26 protein-coding genes are annotated in these 24,931 nt (G+C 66.9%); 22 read left to right on the top strand and 4 right to left on the bottom strand.

Going from position 1 to position 24,931, the window contains the following annotated elements; genetic code table 11:
• Positions 1-194: 194 nt before the first annotated feature.
• The gene (locus AC3IRM_RS06765) at positions 195-1,514 is read right to left on the bottom strand and encodes an MFS transporter (protein ID WP_489205447.1); all 1,320 of its coding nucleotides are present in this window, start codon (positions 1,512-1,514) and stop codon (positions 195-197) included.
• Positions 1,515-1,706: 192 nt separating this feature from the next.
• On the opposite strand from AC3IRM_RS06765, the gene cyoA reads away from it, so the two are divergent.
• Genes cyoA through AC3IRM_RS06740 form a run of 5 tightly spaced genes read left to right on the top strand, consistent with a single transcriptional unit; the run spans position 1,707 to position 6,763 of the window.
• On the top strand, positions 1,707-2,906 hold the full coding sequence (cyoA, locus tag AC3IRM_RS06760; protein WP_489205446.1) for a ubiquinol oxidase subunit II: 1,200 nt from the start codon (positions 1,707-1,709) through the stop codon (positions 2,904-2,906).
• Between the two features lie 45 nt (positions 2,907-2,951).
• Positions 2,952-4,964 (top strand): cytochrome o ubiquinol oxidase subunit I, encoded by a 2,013-nt coding sequence (gene cyoB / locus AC3IRM_RS06755; protein ID WP_489205445.1) that lies wholly within the window; start codon positions 2,952-2,954, stop codon positions 4,962-4,964.
• Positions 4,965-4,966: 2 nt separating this feature from the next.
• Positions 4,967-5,620 carry a cytochrome o ubiquinol oxidase subunit III gene (gene cyoC, locus AC3IRM_RS06750; RefSeq protein WP_489205444.1) on the top strand — a complete coding sequence of 218 codons (654 nt, stop codon included), beginning with the start codon at positions 4,967-4,969 and terminating at the stop codon, positions 5,618-5,620.
• Positions 5,617-6,009 carry a cytochrome o ubiquinol oxidase subunit IV gene (gene cyoD, locus AC3IRM_RS06745; protein ID WP_345784582.1) on the top strand — a complete coding sequence of 131 codons (393 nt, stop codon included), beginning with the start codon at positions 5,617-5,619 and terminating at the stop codon, positions 6,007-6,009. The genes cyoC and cyoD overlap by 4 nt, the downstream gene beginning before the upstream one ends.
• A gap of 13 nt (positions 6,010-6,022) precedes the next feature.
• The gene (locus AC3IRM_RS06740; protein ID WP_489205443.1) at positions 6,023-6,763 is read left to right on the top strand and encodes an SURF1 family protein; all 741 of its coding nucleotides are present in this window, start codon (positions 6,023-6,025) and stop codon (positions 6,761-6,763) included.
• A 422-nt stretch (positions 6,764-7,185) separates the two neighbouring features.
• On the opposite strand, the gene AC3IRM_RS06735 is transcribed toward AC3IRM_RS06740, so the two are convergent.
• On the bottom strand, positions 7,186-7,521 hold the full coding sequence (locus AC3IRM_RS06735) for a HesB/IscA family protein (protein ID WP_489205442.1): 336 nt from the start codon (positions 7,519-7,521) through the stop codon (positions 7,186-7,188).
• Between the two features lie 122 nt (positions 7,522-7,643).
• Between AC3IRM_RS06735 and asnS the strand changes: the two genes are divergently transcribed.
• The 17 genes from asnS to AC3IRM_RS06650 all read left to right on the top strand — a co-directional run bounded on the left by asnS (position 7,644) and on the right by AC3IRM_RS06650 (position 22,610).
• Positions 7,644-9,041 (top strand): asparagine--tRNA ligase, encoded by a 1,398-nt coding sequence (gene asnS / locus AC3IRM_RS06730; protein WP_489205441.1) that lies wholly within the window; start codon positions 7,644-7,646, stop codon positions 9,039-9,041.
• 151 nt (positions 9,042-9,192) lie between these two features.
• Positions 9,193-9,495, top strand: coding sequence for a hypothetical protein (locus AC3IRM_RS06725; RefSeq protein ID WP_489205440.1), 303 nt, complete (start codon positions 9,193-9,195; stop codon positions 9,493-9,495).
• A 16-nt stretch (positions 9,496-9,511) separates the two neighbouring features.
• On the top strand, positions 9,512-9,811 hold the full coding sequence (locus tag AC3IRM_RS06720; RefSeq protein WP_489205439.1) for a hypothetical protein: 300 nt from the start codon (positions 9,512-9,514) through the stop codon (positions 9,809-9,811).
• Between the two features lie 16 nt (positions 9,812-9,827).
• On the top strand, positions 9,828-10,445 hold the full coding sequence (locus AC3IRM_RS06715) for an FMN-binding negative transcriptional regulator (protein WP_489205438.1): 618 nt from the start codon (positions 9,828-9,830) through the stop codon (positions 10,443-10,445).
• Positions 10,446-10,465: 20 nt separating this feature from the next.
• Positions 10,466-11,251, top strand: coding sequence for an SDR family oxidoreductase (locus AC3IRM_RS06710; protein ID WP_489205437.1), 786 nt, complete (start codon positions 10,466-10,468; stop codon positions 11,249-11,251).
• Between the two features lie 102 nt (positions 11,252-11,353).
• Positions 11,354-12,163 (top strand): DNA-formamidopyrimidine glycosylase family protein, encoded by an 810-nt coding sequence (locus AC3IRM_RS06705; protein ID WP_489205436.1) that lies wholly within the window; start codon positions 11,354-11,356, stop codon positions 12,161-12,163.
• Between the two features lie 31 nt (positions 12,164-12,194).
• On the top strand, positions 12,195-13,622 hold the full coding sequence (locus AC3IRM_RS06700) for an aldehyde dehydrogenase family protein (RefSeq protein WP_489205435.1): 1,428 nt from the start codon (positions 12,195-12,197) through the stop codon (positions 13,620-13,622).
• Between the two features lie 7 nt (positions 13,623-13,629).
• A complete protein-coding gene (gene can / locus AC3IRM_RS06695) occupies positions 13,630-14,304 on the top strand; it encodes a carbonate dehydratase (protein ID WP_489205434.1) in 675 nt (224 codons plus the stop codon).
• Positions 14,297-14,722: a RidA family protein gene (locus AC3IRM_RS06690; protein ID WP_489205433.1), complete on the top strand. Its 426-nt coding sequence runs from the start codon at positions 14,297-14,299 to the stop codon at positions 14,720-14,722. The genes can and AC3IRM_RS06690 overlap by 8 nt, the downstream gene beginning before the upstream one ends.
• Before the next feature lie 4 nt (positions 14,723-14,726).
• Positions 14,727-15,275, top strand: coding sequence for a 3-hydroxyanthranilate 3,4-dioxygenase (locus AC3IRM_RS06685; protein ID WP_489205432.1), 549 nt, complete (start codon positions 14,727-14,729; stop codon positions 15,273-15,275).
• A 30-nt stretch (positions 15,276-15,305) separates the two neighbouring features.
• Positions 15,306-15,935, top strand: coding sequence for a hypothetical protein (locus AC3IRM_RS06680; protein WP_489205431.1), 630 nt, complete (start codon positions 15,306-15,308; stop codon positions 15,933-15,935).
• A gap of 56 nt (positions 15,936-15,991) precedes the next feature.
• Entirely contained in the window at positions 15,992-17,002 is a 1,011-nt protein-coding gene (locus AC3IRM_RS06675) for an amidohydrolase family protein (RefSeq protein WP_489205430.1), read from the top strand.
• Positions 17,003-17,066: 64 nt separating this feature from the next.
• Positions 17,067-18,344 (top strand): kynureninase, encoded by a 1,278-nt coding sequence (gene kynU / locus AC3IRM_RS06670; protein WP_489205429.1) that lies wholly within the window; start codon positions 17,067-17,069, stop codon positions 18,342-18,344.
• Entirely contained in the window at positions 18,341-19,720 is a 1,380-nt protein-coding gene (locus AC3IRM_RS06665) for an FAD-dependent oxidoreductase (RefSeq protein WP_489205428.1), read from the top strand. Before kynU ends, AC3IRM_RS06665 begins: the two co-directional genes overlap by 4 nt.
• Before the next feature lie 106 nt (positions 19,721-19,826).
• Positions 19,827-21,299: an exodeoxyribonuclease I gene (sbcB, locus tag AC3IRM_RS06660; RefSeq protein WP_489205861.1), complete on the top strand. Its 1,473-nt coding sequence runs from the start codon at positions 19,827-19,829 to the stop codon at positions 21,297-21,299.
• Positions 21,296-21,982, top strand: a complete 687-nt coding sequence (locus tag AC3IRM_RS06655; RefSeq protein WP_489205427.1) for a DUF2461 domain-containing protein — start codon at positions 21,296-21,298, stop codon at positions 21,980-21,982. The genes sbcB and AC3IRM_RS06655 overlap by 4 nt, the downstream gene beginning before the upstream one ends.
• A 94-nt stretch (positions 21,983-22,076) precedes the next feature.
• Complete coding sequence (locus AC3IRM_RS06650) at positions 22,077-22,610, top strand: DUF2939 domain-containing protein (RefSeq protein ID WP_489205426.1); 534 nt, start codon at positions 22,077-22,079, stop codon at positions 22,608-22,610.
• Positions 22,611-22,849: 239 nt separating this feature from the next.
• Here AC3IRM_RS06650 and AC3IRM_RS06645 read toward each other — a convergent pair whose 3' ends face one another.
• Positions 22,850-23,542, bottom strand: a complete 693-nt coding sequence (locus tag AC3IRM_RS06645) for a phosphatase PAP2 family protein (RefSeq protein WP_489205425.1) — start codon at positions 23,540-23,542, stop codon at positions 22,850-22,852.
• Entirely contained in the window at positions 23,532-24,827 is a 1,296-nt protein-coding gene (gene ispG / locus AC3IRM_RS06640) for a flavodoxin-dependent (E)-4-hydroxy-3-methylbut-2-enyl-diphosphate synthase (protein ID WP_489205424.1), read from the bottom strand. Before ispG ends, AC3IRM_RS06645 begins: the two co-directional genes overlap by 11 nt.
• Positions 24,828-24,931: the final 104 nt, after the last annotated feature.

Raw genomic sequence — 24,931 nt, 5'->3', positions numbered from 1 at the left:
GACCCGCGCGACGTGATGAAATGCACATGCCGGGGCGCAAGGCTTCGATCGTGTCAGCCGGCTGGATCCACGCCCGATCGAAGACGCTCTCCGCCGCTGCGGAGCCGAGGACCGTACCCGTGCAAGCTCGCCGTTTCCGCATCACGCACGCCTCCCGGGCGGAGACGTGCGTGCGTGGAACGGGGCGCGTCCGGTCAGCGCACCGTTTCGAGCGTGCGGCTGAAGGCCAGCGCGGCCAGCGTCACTACGGCGCCGGACAGCAGGTAGTAACCGACATATTCCAGGCCGAACTTGCTGCACAGGCCCAGCGCGACCAGCGGTGCGAAACCGGCGCCGACCAGCCAGGCGATATCAGACGTCACCGCCGCGCCGGTATAGCGGTAGATGCTTTCGAAGCGCGATGCGATGGCGTTGCTCGCCTGTCCCAGCGACAGACCCAGCAGCGCGAAGCCGACGATCACGTAGGTGGTGCGACCGCCGGTGGTGTCGCTGCCGAGCAGCGGCGCCGCGAAAAAGCTGAAGATCGCGATCAGCACCGCGGCGATCGCCAGCTGTCCGCGACGTCCCACGCGGTCGGCGAGGATGCCCGACAGCATGATGCCCAGGCCGCCGACCACGGAGCCGAGGAACAGGCTGCCGAGGAAGTCGGCCGCGTTGTGATCGGTGTAGAGCGTCGTCCAGCTCAGCGGGAAGATCGTCACCAGGTGGAACATCGCGTAGGTGGCCAGCGGGATCAGCGCACCCACGAACACCTGGCGCGGATGCGTGCGGATGGTCTCGATCACGCGACGTGGCTGCAGTTCCTTCTCGTCGAACAGACGCTTGAACTCGGGCGTGGCCACCAGACGCAGGCGCGCGAAGAGCGCGACGACGTTGAGCGCCAGCGCGACGAAGAACGGGAAGCGCCAGCCCCAGGCCATGAAGTCTTCCTGGCTGAGCACGCGGGTGAACACGTAAAACATGCCGCACGCGAGCATGAAGCCGAGCGCCGCACCCAGCTGCGGCACCATCGCGTACCAGCCACGGCGGTTGACCGGAGCACTGAGCGACAGCAGCGACGGCAGGCCGTCCCAGGCGCCACCCCAGCCCAGACCCTGGCCGAAACGGAACACCGCCAGCAGCACCGGCGCGAGCATGCCGGCCTGCGCATAGCTGGGCAGGAACGCGATCGCCATCGTGGAGCCGCACAGCAGGAACAGCGCGCCGATCAGTTTGGCCGCGCGGCTGAAATTGCGGTCGATCGCCATGAAGATGATCGAGCCGATCGGACGCGCAATGAAGGCCAGCGAGAACACCGCGAACGACTTGAGCGTCGCTTGGACCGGATCGCTGTCGGGAAAGAACAGATACGGGAACACCAGGACCGCGGCGATGCCGTAGACGAAGAAATCGAAGAATTCCGAAGTGCGCCCCATGACCACCGGGAACGCGATCTTCCCTGGCGAGACATCCAGGTCATCGGATTCCGGTGCGTCGTCGAGGCCCGTCGTGGCCTGCTGTACGGGTTCACTCATCTGCGCGTTCTCTCCGGTCGTTATGGGGATCGTTATGGGGGATAATGCACCGCATTGTGACCCCGAAACGGGCCCGCCAAGCAAGACGCATCACAGCAACGGCCGGTGCTCCCGCCACACCCCCACGCTATCGGTCGCGCCGTGGCGTCTCCGTCAAGTCGTTTTCCTCTCCCGTTGTCGTCGATTCCCCCAATGAAATCCATTCTCCGAGTCTCCGCGCTGCTGCTGGCAGCCACGTTGCTGTCGAGCTGCGACTGGGTCGTCATGTCGCCGGCTGGCGACATCGCCGTCCAGCAGCGCGATCTGATCGTGCTGTCCACGGTCCTGATGCTGCTGATCATCGTGCCGGTGATCTTCCTGACGTTCTTCTTCGCCTGGAAATACCGGGAATCGAACAAGGACGCCGAGTACGCGCCCGATTGGCACCACTCCACCCGCCTGGAGCTGGTGATCTGGTCGGCGCCGCTGGCGATCATCCTCGTGCTCGGCACGGTGACCTGGATCGCGACGCACAAACTGGATCCGTATCGCCCGCTCGATCGCATCGACGCGAACACGCCGCTCGCCGAAGGCGTCGAGCCGCTGGTCGTCGAAGTGGTCGCGATCGACTGGAAGTGGCTGTTCTTCTATCCCGAACAGGGCATCGCCACGATCAACGAACTCGCCGCACCGGTGAACACGCCGATCCAGTTCAAGCTCACGTCCTCGTCGATCATGAACTCGTTCTTCGTGCCGGCGCTCGCGGGCCAGATCTACGCGATGCCCGGCATGCAGACCCAGCTCAACGCCGTCATCAACAAGGAAGGTGTCTACAAGGGCTTCTCCGGCAATTTCAGCGGTGACGGCTTCTCGCACATGCACTTCAACTTCCACGGCCTGAGCCAGGACGGCTTCGATGCGTGGGTGGAGAAGGCGCGCGCCGAAGGCGTGGCGCTGGGCCGCGAGGAATACCTGGTACTCGAGCGTCCGTCGGAACGCGAGCCGGTGCGGTATTTCAACGATGTCGATCCGGCGCTGTACGAGGCGATCCTCAACATGTGCGTCGCACCCGGTTCGATGTGCGTGCACGAGATGGCGCACATCGATCGCAGCGGCGGCGGCGGCGTGGACAGCCAGGAGAACTACGCGCGCCTGCGCTACGACAACCGCCACGCCGACGATCCCTCCGCGGCGCCGGCAGCGACGTTCCCCGAGGCGGGCCGCGAGGCGCGTGGCGACGAACCGCAGGGTCACCAGCCGCGCGCCGTGTCGCCGGAGGAGGAGACGCCGGTCCCGACGCCGACCAACGAGGACGACGACGAAGGCATCAAGCCGATCCCGCCGGGCCAGGCGCCGCGGCAGGAAGGCGCACCCGGCAAGCCGGACAACGACGGCGGCCGGACCGGCCGCTGATCGTCCGCACCGCACAAACGTAATCAAGTACCAGGCAGGAACCCCATGTCCGCACCCCAGGACCAGATCAACTCACCGTGGATCGGGCGACTCTCGCTCGATGCACTGCCGTTTCTCCATGACCCCGTCGTCGGCGTCACCTTCGTCGGCGTCGTGCTGGGCGGTATCGCCCTGCTCTTCCTGCTGACCAAGTACCGCCTCTGGGGGTACCTGTGGAAGGAATGGTTCACCAGCATCGACCACAAGAAGATCGGCATCATGTATTGCATACTCGCAATCGTGATGCTGCTGCGCGGCTTCTCCGACGCGGTGCTGATGCGCGCGCACCAGGCGATGGCGGCGAGCGGCAGCGAGGGCTTCCTGCCACCGCACCACTACGATCAGATCTTCACCGCGCACGGCGTGATCATGATCTTCTTCGTGGCCATGCCGCTGGTGACGGGCCTGATGAACTACGTGGTGCCGCTGCAGATCGGCGCGCGTGACGTCTCGTTCCCGTTCCTCAACAACTTCAGCTTCTGGATGACCACCGCGGGCGCGGTGCTGATCATGATCTCGCTGTTCGTCGGCGAGTTCGCGCGTACCGGTTGGCTGGCGTATCCGCCGCTGTCGGGCGCCGATTACAGTCCGGGCACGGGCATGGACTACTACCTGTGGGGTCTACAGGTGGCGGGCGTCGGCACCACGTTGTCGGGCATCAACCTGATCGTGACCATCGTCAAGATGCGCGCGCCGGGCATGAAGCTCATGCGCATGCCGATCTTCACCTGGACCTCGCTCTGCACCAACATCCTGATCGTCGCCTCGTTCCCGATCCTCACGGCGACGCTGGCGCTGCTGACGATGGACCGTTACGTGGGCACGAATTTCTTCACGAACGATCTCGGCGGCAATCCGATGATGTACGTGAACCTGATCTGGATCTGGGGTCACCCGGAAGTCTATATCCTGATCCTGCCGGCCTTCGGCATCTTCTCCGAGGTCGTCGCGACGTACTGCGGCAAGCGTCTGTTCGGCTACACGTCGATGGTCTATGCGACTGCGGTGATCACGATCCTGTCGTACCTGGTGTGGCTGCACCACTTCTTCACCATGGGCTCGGGCGCGAGCGTCAACGCGTTCTTCGGCATCACGACGATGATCATCTCGATCCCGACGGGCGCGAAGATCTTCAATTGGCTCTTCACGATGTACAAGGGCCGCATCCGCTTCGACGTGCCGATGCTGTGGACGGTCGGTTTCATGTTCACCTTCGTCATCGGTGGCATGACCGGCGTGCTGCTGGCGGTGCCGCCGGCGGATTTCGTGCTGCACAACAGCCTGTTCCTGGTCGCGCACTTCCATAACGTCATCATCGGCGGCGTGGTCTTCGGCCTGTTCGCCGGCATGGTGTACTGGTTCCCGAAGGCCTTCGGCTTCAAGCTCGACGAGTTCTGGGGCAAGGTCTCGTTCTGGTGCTGGCTGGTCGGTTTCTGGCTCGCGTTCACCCCGCTCTACATCATGGGTCTGATGGGCATCACCCGCCGTCTGAGCCAGTTCGAGGACACCTCGCTGTCGCTGTTCTTCATCGTTGCGGCGGTCGGCGCGGCGCTGGTGGGCGCGGGCATCCTGGCCTTCCTGATGTCGATCGCGGTCGCGGTGAAGAACCGCAAGAAGCTGGCCGACACCACGGGCGATCCCTGGAACGGCCGCACGCTGGAATGGGCGACCTCCTCGCCGCCGCCGAGCTACAACTTCGCGTTCACCCCGGTCATCCACGAGATCGATGCGTGGAATGACATGAAGAAGCACGGCTACCAGCGCCCGACGAGCGGCTTCGTGCCGATCCACATGCCCAAGAACACGGGCGCAGGCGTGGTGCTGTCGGCGATCAGCGTGGTCCTGGCCTTCGGCCTGGTGTGGCACATCTGGTGGCTGGCCGGCGTGTCGTTCGTGGGTCTGATCGTCGCGGCGATCTGGCACACCTTCAACTACGACCGCGAGTTCTACATCCCGGCCGAGGAAGTCACGGCGACCGAGGATGCGCGCACCCGCGCGCTCGCACAGCAGGCACTCTGAACATGGCACACACGATTCAAACCGAGAGTGGGACCACCGAACGCGTCTACCACGTGATCGAGGACCCGCACGCCCACGACGACGGGCACGAGCACCATCCCGAAACCGGCACCAACCTCGGTTTCTGGATGTACCTGATGAGCGACTGCCTCATCTTCGCGATCCTGTTCGCCGTCCACGCCGTGCTTGGCCGCAACTACGCGGCCGGCCCGTCGCCGGCCGACCTGTTCGACCTGAAGCTGATTCTGGTCGCGACGTTCATGCTGCTGTTCTCGTCGATCACCTACGGGTTCGCGATGCTGAACTCGTACAAGAACAACGTGCGCGGCACCATCCTGTGGCTGCTGGTCACAGGTCTGTTCGGCCTGGCATTCCTGTGCATCGAACTCTACGAGTTCCATCACCTGGCCCATCTGGGTGCAACGCCGCAGCGCAGCGCGTTCCTGTCGTCGTTCTTCACCCTGGTCGGCACGCATGGCCTGCACGTGACCTTCGGCCTGATCTGGCTGGTGACGCTGGTCGTGCAGCTGAAGAAGCACGGCCTCAATGCCGCCAACAACCGCCGCCTGATGTGCCTGTCGATGTTCTGGCACTTCCTCGACGTGATCTGGATCGGCGTGTTCTCGTATGTGTATCTGATGGGAGTCGTGGGATGAGCACCGAGACCAACCACTCCGCGCACCACCCCGCCCACGAGTCTGCGCACGACGCGCACGGCCACGGCAGCATGCGCGACTACGTGATCGGCTTCGTCCTGTCGGTCATCCTCACCGTGATCCCGTTCTGGCTGGTCATGGGCGAGGTGCTGGAAAGCCGCGTCTGGACGGTCGCGCTGATCATGTTCTTCGGCGCCGTGCAGATCGTCGTGCACATGGTGTACTTCCTGCACATGAACCGGAAATCGGAAGGCGGCTGGATCCTGATGTCGCTGCTGTTCACCGGCATCATCATCGTCATCGCGCTGGTGGGTTCGCTGTGGGTCATGCACCACCTCGAGGCCAACATGATGCCGATGTCGCCCGAACAGATGCGCGTCGCGCCCTGACGCAAGACCTGTCGTGAGCGAGGCCCCCCGCGCCACCGCACGCCCGGTCATCCGCTGGGCGTTGCTGGTGTTCCTGATCGCCGCCACCGTGGGCTTCATTGCCCTCGGTGCGTGGCAGGTGGAACGCCTGCAGTGGAAGCGCGACCTGATCGCACGCGTCGATGCACGCGTGCACGCGACGCCGGCCGAGTTGCCGGCGTCATCGTTCCTGTCGGCGCTCGATCCCGCCGAGGACGAATATCGCCGCGTCACCGCCACCGGGCGCCTGCTGCACACGCAGGAGGTCGCCGTGTATGCGACAACCGAACGGGGTCCGGGCTACTGGATCATGACGCCGCTGGTGACCGGCGACGGCACGGTCTGGATCAACCGCGGCTACGTCGACAACGCGCATCGCGCGCGTGAGAGCCGCGCACGGCATGACGAGTCGGAAACGGTCAGCATCACCGGCCTGCTCCGCCTGCCCGAGCAGCACGGTGTATTCCTGCGGGCCAATGTGCCGGAGGAAGACCGCTGGTACACGCGCGCACCTGCGGAGTTTTCCGCCGCGCGTGATGTCGATGGCGCGGTCGCCCCGTTCTTCATCGACGCCCAGGACCGCATCGACACCGGCAACTGGCCCGTGCCCGGCCTGACGATGGTGCAGTTCCGCAACAACCACCTCAGCTATGCGCTGACGTGGTTCGGCATGGCGTTGCTCGGGTTGCTGGCGACGGTGTTCGTGCTCCGGAGCGAGTTCCGGCGGAAGCGATAGGGTCAGGGGTTTTCTGAGGATTTCGATTCGCGCGATTCTGTATCGGTGCGATCGTCAGCCCTCACCCCAACCCCTCTCCCGGAGGGAGAGAGGCTCATGAAGCTTCGCTTGCTCGACGAGTGCACTGCGCCAGTCTCCCGCCACGCATCGCAGCGCGCGCATCGGATGCCGCACCCGAACAATGACGCCGCGAACGTCGCGTCCGATACGCCGCAGAGATCCGAGCCCCTCTCCCTCAGGGAGAGGGGTTGGGGTGAGGGCAACAGGTAGAAGCGGACCAACCGCGCCACACGTTCGGCCGGACGCCTACACGCATGTCCGAAACGAATGCGAGCATCACCTACCCCGCCGCCGCTTCGCGGGCAGCCCGTTTCTATTCCAAGGGAAACAGCAGATGCGCGTACCGCCTCAGCGGCACCCGGTTACTTCGTCGGATCCGTCGTGAAACTCTCGCCACACCCGCACGCCGCCGCGGCGTTCGGATTGCGGAACACGAACTCCTGGTTCAGGCCCTTCTGCGCGAAATCGATCTCGGTGCCATCGACGATCGGCTGGCTCTGCGCGTCGACGTAGATGCGCACGCCTTCGTATTCGCTGACCGCATCGCCCGGCTGTTCTTCGCGGGCGATGTCGACGACGTAACCCCAGCCCGAACAACCGGTCTTGGTGACGCCGAAGCGCAGACCGAGCGCGCCGGGACTGGCCGCCAGGAAGCGGCGGGCACGTTCGAGGGCGGCGGGGGCAAGTGCGATGGACATGGTGACGAGTGTACTCCCGTGGACCCGAACGCCCGCTGGCGGACGGAGCCGCCGGCGCGCAGTCCGGCTCCGGTAGACTGTGCTGCCGCGTGTTATCGGACCGGATTTCCAGGATTCAAGGCATGACCACGATCAGCGTCCAACAGGCCCTTGCCGGGCACATTCCAGAAGGCGGCGAAGTCACCGTCCGTGGCTGGGTCCGCACCCGCCGTGACTCCAAGGCGGGGTTGAGCTTCGTCAATGTCAGCGACGGTTCGTGCTTCGCGCCGATCCAGGTCGTCGCGCCGGACGCGCTGGGCAACTACGAGTCGGAAATCAAGCGCCTGACCGCGGGCTGCTCGGTCATCGCCACCGGCACGCTGGTGAAGTCGCAGGGCCAGGGCCAGAGCTTCGAGATCCAGGCGGCGTCGCTGGAAGTCGTCGGCTGGGTCGAGGATCCGGAAACCTATCCGATCCAGCCCAAGGCGCATTCGCTGGAATTCCTGCGCGAGGTCGCGCACCTGCGCCCGCGCACCAACCTGTTCGGCGCGGTCACGCGCATCCGCCACTGCCTGGCGCAGGCGGCGCACCGCTATTTCCACGAGAACGGCTACTACTGGATCAATACGCCGATCGTGACCACGTCCGACGCCGAAGGCGCGGGCCAGATGTTCCGCATCTCGACGCTGGATCTGGCGAACCTGCCAATGCGCGAGGGCAAGGTCGACTTCAGCCGCGATTTCTTCGGCAAGGAAGCGTTTCTGACGGTGTCGGGCCAGCTCAACGTCGAGGCCTACTGTCTGGCGATGAGCAAGGTCTACACCTTCGGCCCGACCTTCCGCGCCGAAAACAGCCACACCACGCGCCACCTGGCCGAGTTCTGGATGATCGAGCCGGAAATCGCATTCGCCGATCTCGCCGAGAACGCGCGCATCTCCGAGGAATTCCTGAAGTACCTGTTCCGCGCGGTGCTCGACGAGCGCGCCGACGACATGGCGTTCATTGCCGAGCGCGTGCAGAAGGACGCGATCACGCGTCTGGAAGCCTTCGTCAATGCGCCGTTCGAGCGGATCGAGTACACCGATGCGGTCGAGCTGCTGCGCAAGTCCGGGCACAAGTTCGAGTTCCCGGTCGAATGGGGCCTTGACCTGCAGACCGAGCACGAGCGCTGGCTGACCGAGCAGCACGTCGGCCGCCCGGTCGTGGTGACCAACTATCCCGAGCACATCAAGGCGTTCTACATGCGCCTCAACGACGACGGCAAGACCGTCGCGGCGATGGATGTGCTGGCACCGGGCATCGGCGAGATCATCGGCGGCGCGCAGCGCGAAGAGCGTCTCGACGTGCTCGACGCGCGCATGGAGCAGTTCGGCCTCGATCGCGAGCATTACAGCTGGTACCGCGATTTCCGCAAGTACGGCACGGTGCCGCACGCCGGCTTCGGTCTGGGCTTCGAACGTCTGATCGTCTACATCTGCGGCCTGTCCAACATCCGCGACGCGATTCCGTATCCGCGTGCGCCGGGGCAGGCGGAGTACTGAGGATTCGGGAGACGGAAATGGGGATTCGTAAAACCAGCTCGTCGGGCACCTCGCACGTTTGCCGCGTACGCGGGCGAGACGTGTACTCGCGAACCGCGAACCCCGGTGTTCAACGGACGTATGTCCGCTCCCGTCCAATCCCGTCGTTCGAATGACCCTCTTTCTCGCCCTGTGTTTCTTCGGCGTCGCGATCGGCGGATTCACCGCGTTCGTGATCTTCTGGCCGTTGTCGCTGGTGCATCTGCGCGACCGCCATCCCGAGGTGCGCGGCCGCTTCGGCGAGAACGCGTTCGTGCAGCCGGCTGCGTTGCGCTGGCTGCTCGGCGGCGGGTACTACGAAGTGCCCGACCGGCAGTTCACAGGCCTGGCGACGCCGGCCCGTATTTCCCTGATGGTGATCCTCGGCGCGCTGGCCGCTTCGGCCGTGTTGTGGCTGTGGTCGATCGCCCCCTGAACCGGAGTTCCGCCTCATGACCCAAGACCAGTGGTGGCTCGCGTCCATCGGTCGCACCGTGATCTGGGCGCGCCTGCGCGTGCTCGACGCCGGCGTCGCCGAAGTGCTCGACAGCGACGGCAACACGCTCGTCTACGACAGCGAGGACACCGCGCGCGGCATGCTGCTCGATGCCGAATTCGTCGAATGGGACGGCCTCGATCCCGAGGACGCACTCGATCGCGGTTTCGCGATCGACGAAATCGCGCCGCCGCAGGCCGACGACGACGCCCAACTGCGCGACCGCATGGTGCAGTCGCTCGGCAAGCGCGCCTGAAACCAGGCAGGCGACGATGTACACGCCCCGCGCCTTCGCCGCCGATGATCTGCAGGCCCTGGACGCGTTGTTCGCGCGCGATGCCTTCGCCACCCTGGTGACCACAGGTGCAGACGGCGCGCCGCTCGCCAGCCAGTTGCCGGTGCTTTACCGGCGCGACGGCGATACGGTGCGCATCGAAGGCCATTGGGCGCGACCGAATCCACAGGCGTCGCACGACTGTCCTGCGCTGATGATCGTTCACGGCCCGCACGCCTACGTGTCCCCGGGCTGGTATCCGGATAAAGAAGCAGCCGCGCGCGTGCCGACCTGGAACCATGCGAGCGCGCATCTGCGCGGTCGGCTCGAGCGCTTCGACGATGAAGCCGCCTTGGTCGATCTGGTCGCACGCACCAGCGATGTCTTCGAGGCCCGCGTCGGTGGCGACTGGCGCTTCGATTCCGAGGACGATCGCCAGCGTCGGCAACTGCGCGGCATCGTCGGCTTCCGCTTCCATGTCGATGCGGTCGAGATCACGCACAAGCTCAGCCAGAACCACCCGGCGGCCAACCGCAGCGCGGTCGCCGAGGCGCTGTCTGCGGGCGACACGAACGCACGCGAGATCGCCGCGATGATGCGCGCGATCGAATCCTGATTCCGCTTCCGGAGCCCCGTATGGACCTCGATCTCACCGGGCGTCACGCCCTCGTCTGCGGCGCCTCCGAAGGCATCGGCCGTGCCACCGCACTCGAACTGGCCCAATTGGGCGCCAGCGTGACCGTGCTTGCGCGCCGCGCGGATGCACTGCAGTCGGTGGTCGATGCACTGCCCAGGGCGCAGGGCCAGACGCATCACGTCCTGGCCGTCGATATGGACGACACGGACGGCTTGCGCGAGGCGATCGGTGCCCTCGTGGCCGCGGATCCGGTGCAGATCCTGGTCAACAACACCGGCGGTCCGGCAGGCGGCACCGCGCACGAAGCGCCGCTGGATGCGTTCGAAGCCGCGTTCCGCCGCCATCTGCTCGGCGGACAGGTGCTGGTGCAGGCCGTGCTGCCCGCGATGCGCGCCGCGAAATGGGGCCGCATCGTCAACGTGGTCTCGACCTCGGTGCGCGAACCCATTGCCGGCCTGGGCGTGTCCAACACGGTGCGCGGCGCGGTCGCCAGCTGGGCCAAGACGCTGTCGCGCGAACTCGCACCCGACGGCATCACCGTCAACAACGTATTGCCGGGCTACACCCGCACCGGTCGGATCGACCAGGTAGTCGCCGACCGCGTCCGCCGCACCGGGCAGGACGAGGATGCGGTGCTGGCCTCGATGCGCGCGAGCGTGCCTGCAGGACGCTTCGCAGAGCCGTCCGAGACCGCAGGCGTCATCGCGTTCTTGTGTTCGCCGGCAGCGGCCTACGTCACCGGCGTCAGTCTGCCGGTCGATGGCGGACGGATGGCATCGATCTGATCGGCGTGCGCTCATCGCCGTCGTTTCAGTCCGTCTGAAGCGCGAGCGCGCCACTCCGCCATTGTCACGACGCCGCGACACGCGCATTGCTTCGATGCCGCGATGCCCGAAGGCCCCGAAACCCACGCACTCGCCGATCGCCTGTCGACCTTGCTCGTCGACGAGACGCTGACGCATGTGCGCTTCATCGATCCTGCCCTGCAGCGCCGGCGCGCCCTGCTCGAAGGCCAGCGCGTGCTCGCGGTCGAAGCGCGCGGAAAGGCGTTGCTCACCGCGGTCGAAGACGGCTGGACGCTGTACACGCACAGCCATCTGTTCGGTTTCTGGCGCTTCGTCGAAGACGCCGAGGCCCTGCCCGACGGCGCGCCGCCGCGGCTGGTCCTGGCGACCGTGCGCGGCGTCGCGGCGCTGTACGCGGCGCCCTCGATCTCGCTGTGGCGCACCGACGCGCTCGACGAGCAGCCGTATCTCGCCAAGCTCGGACCTGACGTGCTCGACCCTGCGGTGGATGCCAAAGTTCTGCTCGCGCACATGCGTACCCCGCGCTTCGCACGCCGCACGCTGGCGATGCTGCTGCTCGACCAGGGTTTCGCCGCCGGCATGGGCAATTACCTGCGTTCGGAAGTACTGTTCCAGGCGAGACTCGCGCCGCACCGGTTGCTGCAGGAACTCACGACCGGGGAGCGTCGCAGGCTCGCGAACGCGCTTCTGGACGTGCCACGCCGCGCGTATCGCGCCAAACACGACGATGCACTGCCGCCCGGCAAGGACTACCTCGCCACGACCCGCGCGCAGTTCGGATTCAAGGTCTTCGAACGCAAGGGCGATCCCTGCCCGCGCGGAGACGGCCGCATCGTCGAGACACGACTGGCCGGCAGACGGCTGTACTGGTGCAAGGGCTGTCAGACCTGAGCCTGCTTGACGCCTCGGGTAAGCTGGCGACATGCAACGGCTGACGCACTGGATCGATGGCGCTGCGCGTGCACCCGGCCGGGACCACTGGCTGCCGGTGCACGAGCCCGCTACGGGTGCCGTCTATGCGGAAGTCGCTGCCGGCGACGCCGCCGACATCGAAGCCGCGATCACGGCCGCTGCCCGCGCGGCGCCTGCCTGGGCAGCCCTGCCGAACAGCGCACGCGCGGCCTGGTTGGAGAAGCTCGCCGCGGCGCTCGAAGCCCGCATCGACGACTTCGCCCACGCCGAAGCCCGCGATGGCGGCAAGCCCTTCGCACTGGCCCGCGATGCCGAGATCCCGCGCGCGGTCGCCAACCTGCGCTTCTTCGCCCACGCGGCGACGCAGTTCGCCAGCGAATCGCACCACGGCGAAGCCGGGCTCAATTACACGCTACGCGCGCCGCTGGGCGTGGTCGCCGCAATCTCACCATGGAACCTGCCGCTGTATCTGTTCACCTGGAAGATCGCGCCCGCGCTCGCGGCCGGCAACACCGTCGTCGCCAAGCCGTCGGAGATCACCCCGGCCACCGCGTCGCTGCTTGCGACGCTGTCGGGCGAGATCGGCCTGCCGCCGGGTGTGCTCAATGTCGTACACGGCACCGGCGCTGATGTGGGCGATGCGCTGATCGACGATCCGCGCGTGCGTGCGGTGTCGTTCACCGGCAGCACCGCGGTGGGCCGTCGCATCGGCGCCCGCACCGGCGCGCAGCTGAAGAAGGCATCACTCGAACTCGGCGGCAAGAACGCGACACTGGTTTTCGCCGACAGCGACTGGGAATCGCAGCTCGCCACGCTGGTGCGCTCGGCCTTCCAGAACGCCGGCCAGATCTGCCTGTGCGGCTCGCGGATGCTCGTCGAGCGCAGCATCTACGCATCGTTCCGCGACCGCTTCGTCGCCGAGGTCCTCGCGCTGCAGGTCGGCGATCCGATGGATCCGGATGCACGCATGGGTCCACTGGTCTCGCAGGCGCAGTTCGACAAGGTGCTCGCCGCGATCACGCGCGCGCGAGACGAGGGTGGCAACGTCTTGTGCGGCGGCCATGCGCTGGAACGGCCGGGCTGGTTCATCGCGCCGACGGTCATCGACGGCCTCGGCCCGGACTGCGCAACCAACCGCGAGGAGATCTTCGGGCCGGTGATCACGCTGCAGCCCTTCGACGACGACGCGGACGCACTCGCGCTGGCGAACGCCGGCGACTACGGTCTGTCGGCCGTCGTGTGGACGCGCGACCTGACCCGCGCGCATCGCCTCGCCGCCGCCCTGCACGTGGGCATGGTCTGGATCAATACCTGGCTGCTGCGCGACCTCCGCACGCCGTTCGGCGGCACCGGCGCGTCCGGCCTCGGCCGCGAAGGCGGCATGGACGCAATGCGTTTTTTCACCGAGCCGAAAAACGTCGGCCTGTCTCTGGGATAATCACCGCATGGGCGAACTCGACATCCTGCTGCAGAACAACCGCGACTGGGCCGAACGCGCTGTGCGCGAGGACCCGGATTACTTTCACCGCCTCGAGAACCAGCAGACCCCGAAGTACCTGTGGATCGGCTGCTCGGATTCGCGGGTGCCGGCCAACCAGATCCTCGGGCTCGATCCGGGCCAGGTCTTCGTGCACCGCAACGTGGCCAACGTGCTCTCGCACGGTGACCTCAATGCGCTGTCGGTGATCCAGTTCGCGGTCGACGTGCTCAAGGTCGAACACGTGCTGCTGGTCGGCCACTACGGCTGCGGCGGCGTGCACGCGGCGATGACCGGCGCGCGCGTGGGACTGGTCGACAACTGGCTGCGCCACGTGGCCGACGTCAATCACAAGCACGCGGCGCTGCTGGCTGCGGTCGAGGACACCGGCCTGCGCCATGCGCGGTTGTGCGAGCTCAACGCCGTCGAGCAGGCACTCAACATCTGCCAGACCACCGTCGTCCGCGACGCCTGGGCGCGCGGGCAGAAGCTTGCCGTGCACGGTTGGGTCTACGCGCTCGGCGACGGCCGCGTGCGCGAGCTCGGCATGGACGTGGCGTCGCATGACGAGATCGGGCCGGCCTACGAGGCGGCCATCGCCGACATCGCCCGGGTCGCCGCCCAGGGCCGGCGCGATGGCTGAGGCCGTCCAGGCCGATGCGGCACCACGGCCGGTCGGCCGTTACCCGCATGCGCGCCGCGCCGGCGGGCTGTTGTTCCTGTCGGGCATCGGCCCGCGCGATCCGGCCACGGATTCCGTGCCCGGCAACGTGCTGGATGCCGACGGCCGCGTGGTCGGCCACGACATCGCCGCGCAGACGCATGCGGTGTTGGCCAACGTGCGCGCGGTGCTCGAAGCCAGCGGCGCCCGCTGGGAGGATCTGGTCGACGTGACCGTGTATCTCACCGACATGGCCGGCGATTTCGCCGCCTACAACGCGGTCTGGGCCGAGTACTTCCCCGATCCCGCCACCGCGCCCTGTCGCACGACGCTGGGCATCAATGCATTGCCCACGCCGATCGCGATCGAACTCAAATGCGTCGCTGCGCCGAAGGAGTGAACCGATGATCCCCGGACCGCTGAACTTCCAGGCCTGGATCGACGAGCACCGGCATCTGCTGAAACCACCGGTGGGCAACAAGTGCATCTACGACGGCGACTTCATCGTCATGGTGGTGGGCGGTCCGAACGCCCGCACCGACTATCACTACGAGGAAGGCCCGGAATGGTTCCACCAGCTCGAAGGCGAGATGGTGCTGCGTATCCAGGAAGACGGCCGCGTCCGCGACATTCCGATCCGCGCCGGCGAGACCTTCCTGCTGCCGCCGAAGGTGCCGCATTCGCCGCAGCGCGGGCCCGATTCGATCGGTCTGGTCATCGAGCGCAGGCGTCTGCCGCACGAGCAGGACGGTCTGTTGTGGTTCTGCGAGCGCTGCAACCACGTGCTGTTCGAGCAGTACTTCCACCTGCACGACATCGAGCAGGATTTCCCGCCGGTGTTCGACCGGTTCTACGGGTCGATCGAGCACCGCACATGCAAGGCCTGCGGCCATCTCAACCCGCGCCCCGCCCGCTACGATCCCGACCCGGACACGCTGGCCGATATCACCTGAGACCCGCGCATCCAGGGAATGGAGACCACCATGCGGACGCCTCTGCTGATTCTGTTGCTCTCCTGCCTGCTCGCTGCGATCGCGCCGCTGCAGGCGCAGGGCGCCGACAACCCTGAACTCGCGGCGCTGTACCGCGACGACCAGCAGGCACGTGCGGACGCGGCGAACATCGACTGGTCCGTCGTATTCCGCGAGGACGCTGCACGGCGCGCGCGCGTGCTCGCACTGATGCGTGAGGGTGCGATGCGCACGGCAGCTGACCACCATCACGCGGCGATGGTGTTCCAGCACGGCGCAAATCTGGAAGACATCCGCATCGCGCACGCGCTCTCGACGCTGGCATCCACGCTGGCACCTGACGAAATCAGTTACCGCTGGCTGATCGCCGCATCCTGGGACCGCATCATGACCACGCACCTGCAACCGCAGTGGTACGGCACCCAGTTTCACGGCAGTGACGACGGCCTGTTTCTGTATCCGGTCGCCGATGGCGCGGTCGACGATGCCGAGCGCGCACGCATGGGCGTGCCGTCACTGGCCGAAGCGCAGGCAAACGTTGCTCAAATGGCGGCCTCGATGGGAGCGCCGGTACGAGCCAAGCCGCCGACCATGGAGCAATTGCGCGCGGAACGTCGCGCCGCCGGCGCCACGACGCCCTGAACCTGCTGTGCGCCTGCGGCGTGATCGCCGGAGGCCGGTCGTCTAGGATGACGGCCATGCTGAAGATCGATATCCACGCTCACTATCTGCCGCGCGACTGGCCGGATCTGGCATCGAAGTACGGCGATGCGCGGTTTCCGGTGATTCACCACACCGCCGACGGCCGCCACCGGATCTACAAGGATGGCCGCTTCTTTCGCGAGATCTGGTCCAAGACCTGGGACGCGCGCGAGCGCATCGACGACTACGCGCGCTTCGGCGTACAGGTGCAGGTGATCAGCACGGTGCCGGTGATGTTCAGCTACTGGGCGAAGCCTGCGCATGCGCTGGAACTGCACCAGGCGCTCAACGACCACATGGCCGCGACCGTCACCGCGCATCCGCGCCACTACGCCGGCATCGGCACGGTGCCGATGCAGTCGCCGCGGCTGGCGATCCAGGAACTCGAGCGTTGCGTCGATCAGCTCGGCCTGCAGGGCGTGCAGATCGGCAGCCACATCGGCGACTGGAACCTCGATGCACCCGAGCTGTTCCCGTTCTTCGAGGCGGCGGCCGATCTGGGCGCGGCAATCCTCGTGCACCCCTGGGACATGATGGGCAGTGAATCGATGCCCAAGTACTGGCTGCCGTGGCTGGTGGGCATGCCGGCCGAGCAGTCGCGCGCGGCCTGCTGCCTGATCTTCGGCGGGGTGCTGCAGCGGCTGCCGAAGCTCAAGATCTGCATGGCGCATGGCGGCGGCAGCTTTCCGTACACGATCGGCCGCATCGAACACGGCTTCAACATGCGGCCCGACCTCGTCGCGACCGACAATCCACACAACCCGCGCGGCTATCTCAAGCAGCTGTACTTCGATTCCTGGGTGGCCGATCCGCGCGCGCTGCAGTATCTGGTCGATACCTGCGGCGCGGACCGCGTGATGCTCGGCACCGACTACCCGTTCCCGCTCGGCGAACAGGTGCCCGGCGCCGGTATCGAGGAAATACCGCTCGATGATGTCGCCCGGGCGCGCCTGTATCACGGCACCGCGCTCGAATGGCTGGGCCTGTCGCCCGGCCGCTTCGCGTGATCGCCGCATCCCCTTCCCTTCGCATGCGTCGCGCGCCGGCGCGACTTCCGACCGAATCCAGTCCATGACCGATCTGCACACCCTGTTCTCCGACGACTACGCCGCCTCCGCCGATGCCACCGATCCGCTGCAGCGCTTTCGCGCGCAGTTCCACATGCCGCGCTTCGGTGATGTCGAGCAGGCCTATTTCGTCGGCAATTCGCTGGGCCTGCAGCCGCGCGGTGCGCGCGCGCAGGTCGAGGACGTCCTCGACAAGTGGGCAATGGAGGCGGTCGAAGGGCATTTCCGCGGCAATTCGCAGTGGATGACCTATCACGGCCTGCTCAGCGCGCAGCTGGCCGAGGTGGTCGGTGCGTTGCCGGACGAAGTGATCGCGATGAATTCGCTGACCGCGAACCTGCACTTCCTGATGGTCGGCTTCTACCGCCCGACCGCGGAGCGCCCGGCGATCCTGATGGAAGCCGGCGCGTTCCCGTCGGACCGCTACGCGCTTGAGTCGCAGGTGCGCTTCCACGGTTTCGACCCGGCCACCGACCTGATCGAAGTGCAGCCCGGCGCGGACGGCCTGTTCGGCATGGACGCGATTGCCGCTGCCATTGAGCAGCACGGCCACCGCCTCGCGCTGGTGCTGTGGCCGGGGGTGCAGTACCGCACCGGTGAGGCCTTCGACCTCGCGGAGATCACCCGGCTCGGCCACGCGGCGGGCGCTGTCGTCGGCTTCGATCTCGCGCATGCGGTCGGCAACCTGCCGCTGCAGCTGCACGACAGCAATGCCGACTTCGCGGTGTGGTGCCATTACAAGTACCTCAACAGCGGCCCGGGCGCGGTGGCCGGCGCCTTCGTGCACGCGCGGCATGCGACCACCGACCGGCCGCGCTTCGCCGGCTGGTGGGGACACGACCAGACCACACGCTTCCAGATGGGTCCCGACTTCCAGCCCACGCCCGGCGCAGACGGCTGGCAGCTGAGCAACCCGCCGATCCTGGGTCTCGCACCGCTGCGCGCGTCGCTGGACCTGTTCACCGAGGCCGGCATGCCGGCGCTGCGCGCAAAGTCGGAAATCTTGACCGGCTACCTCGAGACGCTGATCCGCAGTCAGCTCGACGACGTGCTCGACATCGTCACCCCGGCCGATCGCGCACGTCGCGGCGCCCAGCTGTCGTTGCGTGTGCGCGGTGGGCGCGAGCAGGGCCGCGCGCTGTTCGAGGACCTGGCCGCCAACGGCGTGCTCGGCGACTGGCGCGAACCGGACGTGATCCGGATCTCGCCCGCGCCGCTCTACAACACCCACGCCGACGTCCTGCGCTTCGTGCGGACCGTCGCCCGGTGGCGCGACGCGTGACAGCGCCGGTACGCCAGCTGACGATCATCGGCGCGGGCCTGGCCGGCGCCCTGCTCGGCATCCTGCTGCGGCGACGCGGCTGGGACGTAGATCTGTACGAAAAACGTGGCGATCCACGCGTGCAGGGCTATGGCGGTGGGCGTTCGATCAATCTGGCGCTGGCCGAACGCGGCCGGCACGCGCTGCGCGCCGCCGATGCCGACGACGCAGTGATGCACCACGCGATCATGATGCGCGGCCGCATGGTCCACGTGGGCGACACCGAGCCGGTGCTGCAGCGCTACGGCCGCGACGACGACGAAGTCATCTGGTCCGTGCACCGGGGCGACCTGAACATCGTGCTGCTGGATCTGGCCGAAGCCGCCGGCGCACGTCTGCATTTCGGTGCCGGACTGGACGCGGTGAATTTCGACTCGCGCCGCGCGGTGTTCCGTGACCCGCGCGACGACAGCACCTGTGAAGTGGCCTTCGAGGCGCTGGTCGGGGCCGACGGCGCAGGGTCTGCGCTGCGCGCGGCGATGCATCGCGTGCGCGACCTCGGGCAGCGCAGCGAGTTTCTCGACCACGGCTACAAGGAGCTCGAGATTCCGCCACGTGCCGATGGCGGTTTCCGCATCGAGCCGAACGCGCTGCACATCTGGCCGCGCGGCCACTACATGTGCATCGCGCTGCCCAACGACGAGAAGACGTTCACCGTCACTCTGTTCCTGCCCCACCGCGCTGCCGCGGACGGTGGGCCGGCCTTCGACCAGCTGATCGAAGTCGACGCCGCACGCGCGTTCTTCGAACGCGACTTCCCGTCCGCGCTGGCACTGATTCCGGCGTTCGACCGCGACTGGCGCGACAACCCGGTCGGCCAGCTGGGGACGCTTTACCTCGATCGCTGGCATCTCGATGGCCGCGCGGTGCTGCTGGGCGACGCCGCGCACGCGATGGTGCCGTTCCACGGTCAGGGCATGAACTGCGCGTTCGAGGACTGCGTGGCGCTGGCCCGTCACCTCGATGCGCACGACGATCTCGCAGCCGCGTTCGCCGCCTTCGAGGCCGAGCGCAAACCCGATGCCGCCGCGATCCAGCGCATGGCGCTCGACAACTATCTGGAGATGCGCGACCGCGTCGACGATGCCGACTACCTGCTGCAGCGCGAACTGGAACTCGCACTGCAGGACCGCCATCCCGGCCGCTTCGTGCCGCACTACGCGATGGTGACCTTCATGCGGATTCCGTACTCGCTGGCGATGACGCGCACAGACATTCAGCGCGGCATCCTCGAACGCGCAACGGCGGGCCATGCCTCGCTGTCGACGCTGGACTGGGATGCGATCGACGCCGAAGTCCTCTGCCTGCTGACGCCGCTGGAGGATGTGCCGGCGTGAACGACAGTTTTCTCTTCTACGATCGCGCCTCGACGAGGCTGCCGCGCCCGACCGGAATGATGCCGTCGCAACGGCTTGCCGCAACGACGCGCCGACAGCACCGCTTATGAACGACAGTTTTCTCTTCTACGATCTCGAAACCTTCGGCGCCGATCCGCGCCGCACGCGCATCGCCCAGTTCGCTGCGATCCGTACCGATGCCGAACTCAACGAGATCGATGATCCGATCGACTTCTTCGTCCGCCCCGCCGACGACCTGCTGCCCTCGCCCATCGCGACGCTGATCACCGGCATCACCCCGCAGCATGCGCTCTCCATCGGCATGCCCGAGGCCGACGCGTTCGCGCGCATCCACGAGGAAATGGCCCGGCCGAAGACCTGCACCCTGGGCTACAACTCGTTGCGCTTCGACGACGAGTTCGTGCGTTTCGGCCTGTACCGGAATTTCCACGATCCCTACGAGCGCGAATGGCGCAGCGGCAATTCGCGCTGGGATCTGCTCGACGTCATGCGGCTGTGGCATGCACTGCGTCCGGAAGGCCTGGTCTGGCCGACGCGCGAGGACGGCGCGACCTCGTTCAAGCTCGAACATCTGGCGACTGCCAACCATGTGCGCACCGGTGATGCGCACGAGGCGCTGTCGGACGTGCGCGCGCTGATCGGTCTGGCGCGCCTGTTCCGCAGCGCGCAGCCGCGCTTGTGGGACTACGCGTTGAAGCTTCGCGACAAGCGCCACGCGGCGTCGATGCTCGACACCATCGCGATGACGCCGGTGCTGCATGTCTCGCAACGCTATCCGGCCGCGCGCCTGTGCGCGGCGCCCGTGCTTCCGATCGCGCGCCACCCTCGCATCGACAGCCGCGTGATCGTGTTCGATCTCGATGGCGATCCGGACTGGCTGCTCGACCTCGATGCCGAAACCATCGCGGCGCGCGTGTTCGTGCGCCGCGAAGATCTGCCTGAAGGCGTCGCGCGCATTCCGCTCAAGGAAGTGCACAGCAACCGCTGCCCGGCGCTGGTGGCCTGGAGCCATCTGCGCGAGGCGGATTTCGAGCGGCTGTCGATCGACCCGGTCGATATCGAACGGCGTGCCGCCAGGCTGCGCGCCGCGGGTCCGGCGCTGGCCGAAAAGATGCGCCAGGTGTTCGCGGTCGAACGCGAGTTCGCGCCGTCCGATCCCGATGGCGCGCTGTACGACGGCTTCGCCGGCGACGGCGACAAGCGCCGCATGGCCCAGGTCCGCGCGACGCCGCCGACGCTGCTGGGCGCGCGCGATTTCGGCTTCGAGGATCCGCGCCTAGACGCCCTGCTGCTGCGCTATCGCGCACGCAACTGGCCGGACACGCTCAACCCCGACGAACAGCTGCGCTGGAACGACTACCGGCGCGCGCGCCTGGCGCCGGGCACGACGCAGGCCGAACAGGATTTCGCCACCTACTTCACGCAGATCGACGCCCTGCGGGCTGAAAATCCCGATGACACAACGCGTCTGCCGCTACTCGACGCCCTCACCGATTGGGGCAAGAACCTGCAGAAGCGCCTCGGTCCGTCCCCCACGCTGCCCAGCACATCCGCATGACCACGTACTTCAGCGACAAGAGCTTCAAGTTCCTGCGCGCGCTCGCGCGCCACAACGAGAAGCCCTGGTTCGAAGAGCATCGCAAGGAGTACGAAGCGCATGTGCGCCAGCCCTTCCTGCGCCTGATCGGCGATCTGCAGCCGGACGTCGCCGCGGTCAGTCCGCATTTCCGCGCCGATACGCGCACGGTCGGTGGCTCGCTGTTCCGGATCCACCGTGATGCGCGTTTCTCCAACGACAAGTCACCGTACAAGACCTGGCAGGGTGCGCGCCTGTTCCACGAACGCCGCCGCGAGACCGCAGCGCCCTCTTTCTACGTCCACCTGCAACCGGGCGGCAGCTTCGTCGGCGCCGGCCTGTGGCATCCCGAATCCGACACCCAGCGGAAAGTCCGGCAGTTCATCGTCGACAATCCGGAAAGCTGGAAGGCGGCCGCACACGCATCGAAACTGCGGAAAAAGTTCGAGTTCGAGACCAGTGAGATGCTGGTCCGCCCACCGCGCGGCTTCGACCCGCAGTTCGAGTTCATCGACGATCTCAAGCACCGCAACTGGGTGTTCTGGCGCACGCTCGACGATGACGCGATGACCGGCCCGAAGCTGCGGCAGACGATCGCTGCCGATCTCGTCGCACTGGGCCCGTTCGTCGACTACCTGTGCGCCTCGCTGGATCTGGAGTTCTGATCGTGCCGGCACGGACGGCGGCTTCCCGTCGTCGTTCAGCACGCACTGCGCCGTCGTCTCCGACAATCGCGGCATTCCCTTCGATGCGATCTTGATGAAGCGACTCGGCTGGCTCTCCCTCGCGGTTCTCGTGCTGTTGCTCGGCTATGTGGCCGCCGGCCCGTACCTGACTGTCCACGCGATCCGCGAGGCCGTGCGCAACGAGGATTCGCGGGCGCTGTCGAAGCAGGTGGATTTCCCCGCATTGCGGGAGAGCCTGCGGCTGCAACTGGCCGACGCGATCGTGCGCGAGGCAGGGTCGGACCTGCAATCGAACCTGCTCGGCGCGATCGGGCTTCGACTGGCCGGCAGCGCAGCCGGCACTGGCGTCGACATGATGGTGACCCCTGTCGGCCTCAGCGCGCTGATGCGCGGCCAACGGTTGTGGAGCCTCGCCGGCGGCGCATCGCCGACCCAGGTCCGTGCCGACCCCGCGCGCGAAGCACCGCTCGAAGACGCGCACTACCGTTACAACTCCACGTCGCGCTTCACGGCGACGGTGCGCGACGACCGTGGTCGTCCGATCGAGTTCGTACTCACGCGCAAGGGGCTGACCTGGAAGCTGTCCGACATCCGGTTACCCATCTAATTACTGTCTCCTGCCTGCGGCAGGAGACGCGTACGTCCCTCTCCCTCTGGGAGAGGGGGGGACCGATTGCGAAGCAATGGGTGGGGTGAGGGCAGCGCGGAGTCTGAAGAAGCTGCCCTGAGCCTTCGGCGCCGCGCATCCCGGTCAGATGGGTTCCGCTCCGCTCTACTCGTCCCGAGATCATGGTCGGGCGATATCGCCACCGCCCATCGCGCGCAAGCGCGCTCCTACAGAAGGCGTTACGTGCACCGCCCGAACTTCGGCCGGTGATACATCACCAGATACACCCCCACGACCCAAGCCGAGGCTGCGGCCCAGCCGGCCAGGATGTCGGACGGGTAATGCACGCCCAGATACACCCGCGACAGGCCGACCATCGGCACGAAGATCGCCATCGCCGCGATCACCCACCAACGGGCGCGGGTGGGCCAGGCCAGCAGGACCAGCACCGCGGCCAGGGTCATCGATCCCATCGCGTGGCCGCTGGGGAAACTGTAGGTCGCCTCGGGCGCGATCGAGTCCCACAGACTCGGCCGATCGCGGGCGAACAGTTGCTTCGTGGCGAGGTTCAGCAGCGCCGAGCCGCCCGTCGCGACCGCGACGAACAATGCGTCGCGCCAGCGCTTGAGGGCGAGCAGCACCAGCACCAGCCCAATGTCGACCGGCACGACGCCTTTGGCGTAACCGATTTCGGAGAAAAACAGGAACGCGCGCGTAAAGCCTTCGCGCGCCGCCTCCTGCGCGAACAACAGGATCGGCTCGTCGAACGGGATCGCCTCGGCCTCGTGCACCTCGTCGGCGAGTTCCATGAAGCCCCACATCGGCAGCAGTACGCCGGCGAACAAAAGCAGGAACTTCCAGCCATGCCGGCGCAGCAGTCCGCCGGTTTCGCGTGAGCCCTCGGCGACGACGTCGCCGCCGTCAGCCGGCATCGACAGCCCGCCCATAGTTGCGATGCACGTAGTCGTCCACCAATGCGACAAACTCGTGCGCGATGTTCTCGCCGCGCAGGGTCATCGCCTTCTCGCCGTCGATGAACACCGGCGCCGATGGCGCTTCGCCGGTGCCGGGCAGCGAGATGCCGATATTGGCGTGGCGCGATTCGCCCGGGCCATTGACGACGCAGCCCATCACCGCGAGCGTCATGTTCTCCGCGCCCGGGTGGGTGATCTTCCATTCCGGCATCTTGTCGCGCACGTGATCCTGGACCACGCCGGCCAGTTCCTGGAAGAACTCGGACGTCGTGCGGCCGCAGCCCGGGCACGCGGTGACCATCGGCGTGAACGCGCGCAGGCCCATCGTCTGCAGCAGTTCCTGGGCGACGACCACTTCCTTGGTGCGCGACGCGCCGGGCTCGGGGGTGAGCGAGATGCGGATGGTGTCGCCGATGCCTTCCTGCATCAGGATCGCCAAGGCGGCGCTGGACGCGACCATGCCCTTGCTGCCGATGCCGGCCTCGGTGAGGCCCAGATGCAGCGCGAAATCGCTTCGCGCAGCCAGATCGCGGTAGACGGCGACCAGTTCCTGCACGCCGCTGACCTTGGCGCTGAGCACGATGCGATCACGGCCCAGGCCGAATTCCACGGCGCGTTCTGCCGAGTCGACCGCCGAGCGGATCAGCGCCTCGCGCAGCACGCGGCCCGCATCCCAGGGCACGGCGCGCTGGGCGTTCTCGTCCATCAGCGCCGCGGCGAGCGACTGGTCCAGCGAACCCCAGTTCGCACCGATGCGCACCGGTTTGTCATAGCGCATCGCGAATTCGATCAACTGGCCGAACTGCAGGTCCTTCTTCTTGCCGAAGCCGACGTTCCCGGGGTTGATCCGGTACTTCGCCAGCACTTCCGCGCAGGCCGGCTCGCCTGCAAGCAACTGGTGCCCGTTGTAGTGGAAGTCGCCGATGATCGGCACCTCGATGCCCTGCATCGCCAGCCGCTCGACGATCCGCGGCACCGCGGCGGCGGACTCCGGATTGTTGACGGTGATGCGTACCAGCTCCGAGCCGGCGCGCCACAGCTCGCCGATCTGCTTGGCGGTCGAGGCGATATCGGCAGTGTCGGTATTGGTCATCGACTGCACGACGACCGGCGCATCACCGCCGACCGCGATCCCGCCGACGTGGACCTGGCGCGTGCCGCGGCGCGCGGCGGCGCCGAAGTCGGGCAGCGGAACGGGCTGGGAGAGGCAGGCGGCGGACGCTGGAGCGGGCTGGGCGGACATGCGCGCATTTTAGCGGCTCGCGCGCGCCTTTTCGGTGACGCCGGGCGAAACCGCCGGCAGGTGCGACCGAACGCCGCAGCGCGGCCCGCGCGGGCCTGCACTAC

This window comes from Luteimonas sp. KH_071 (assembly GCF_057838005.1).
This window is presented reverse-complemented; position numbering and strand designations above follow the sequence as displayed.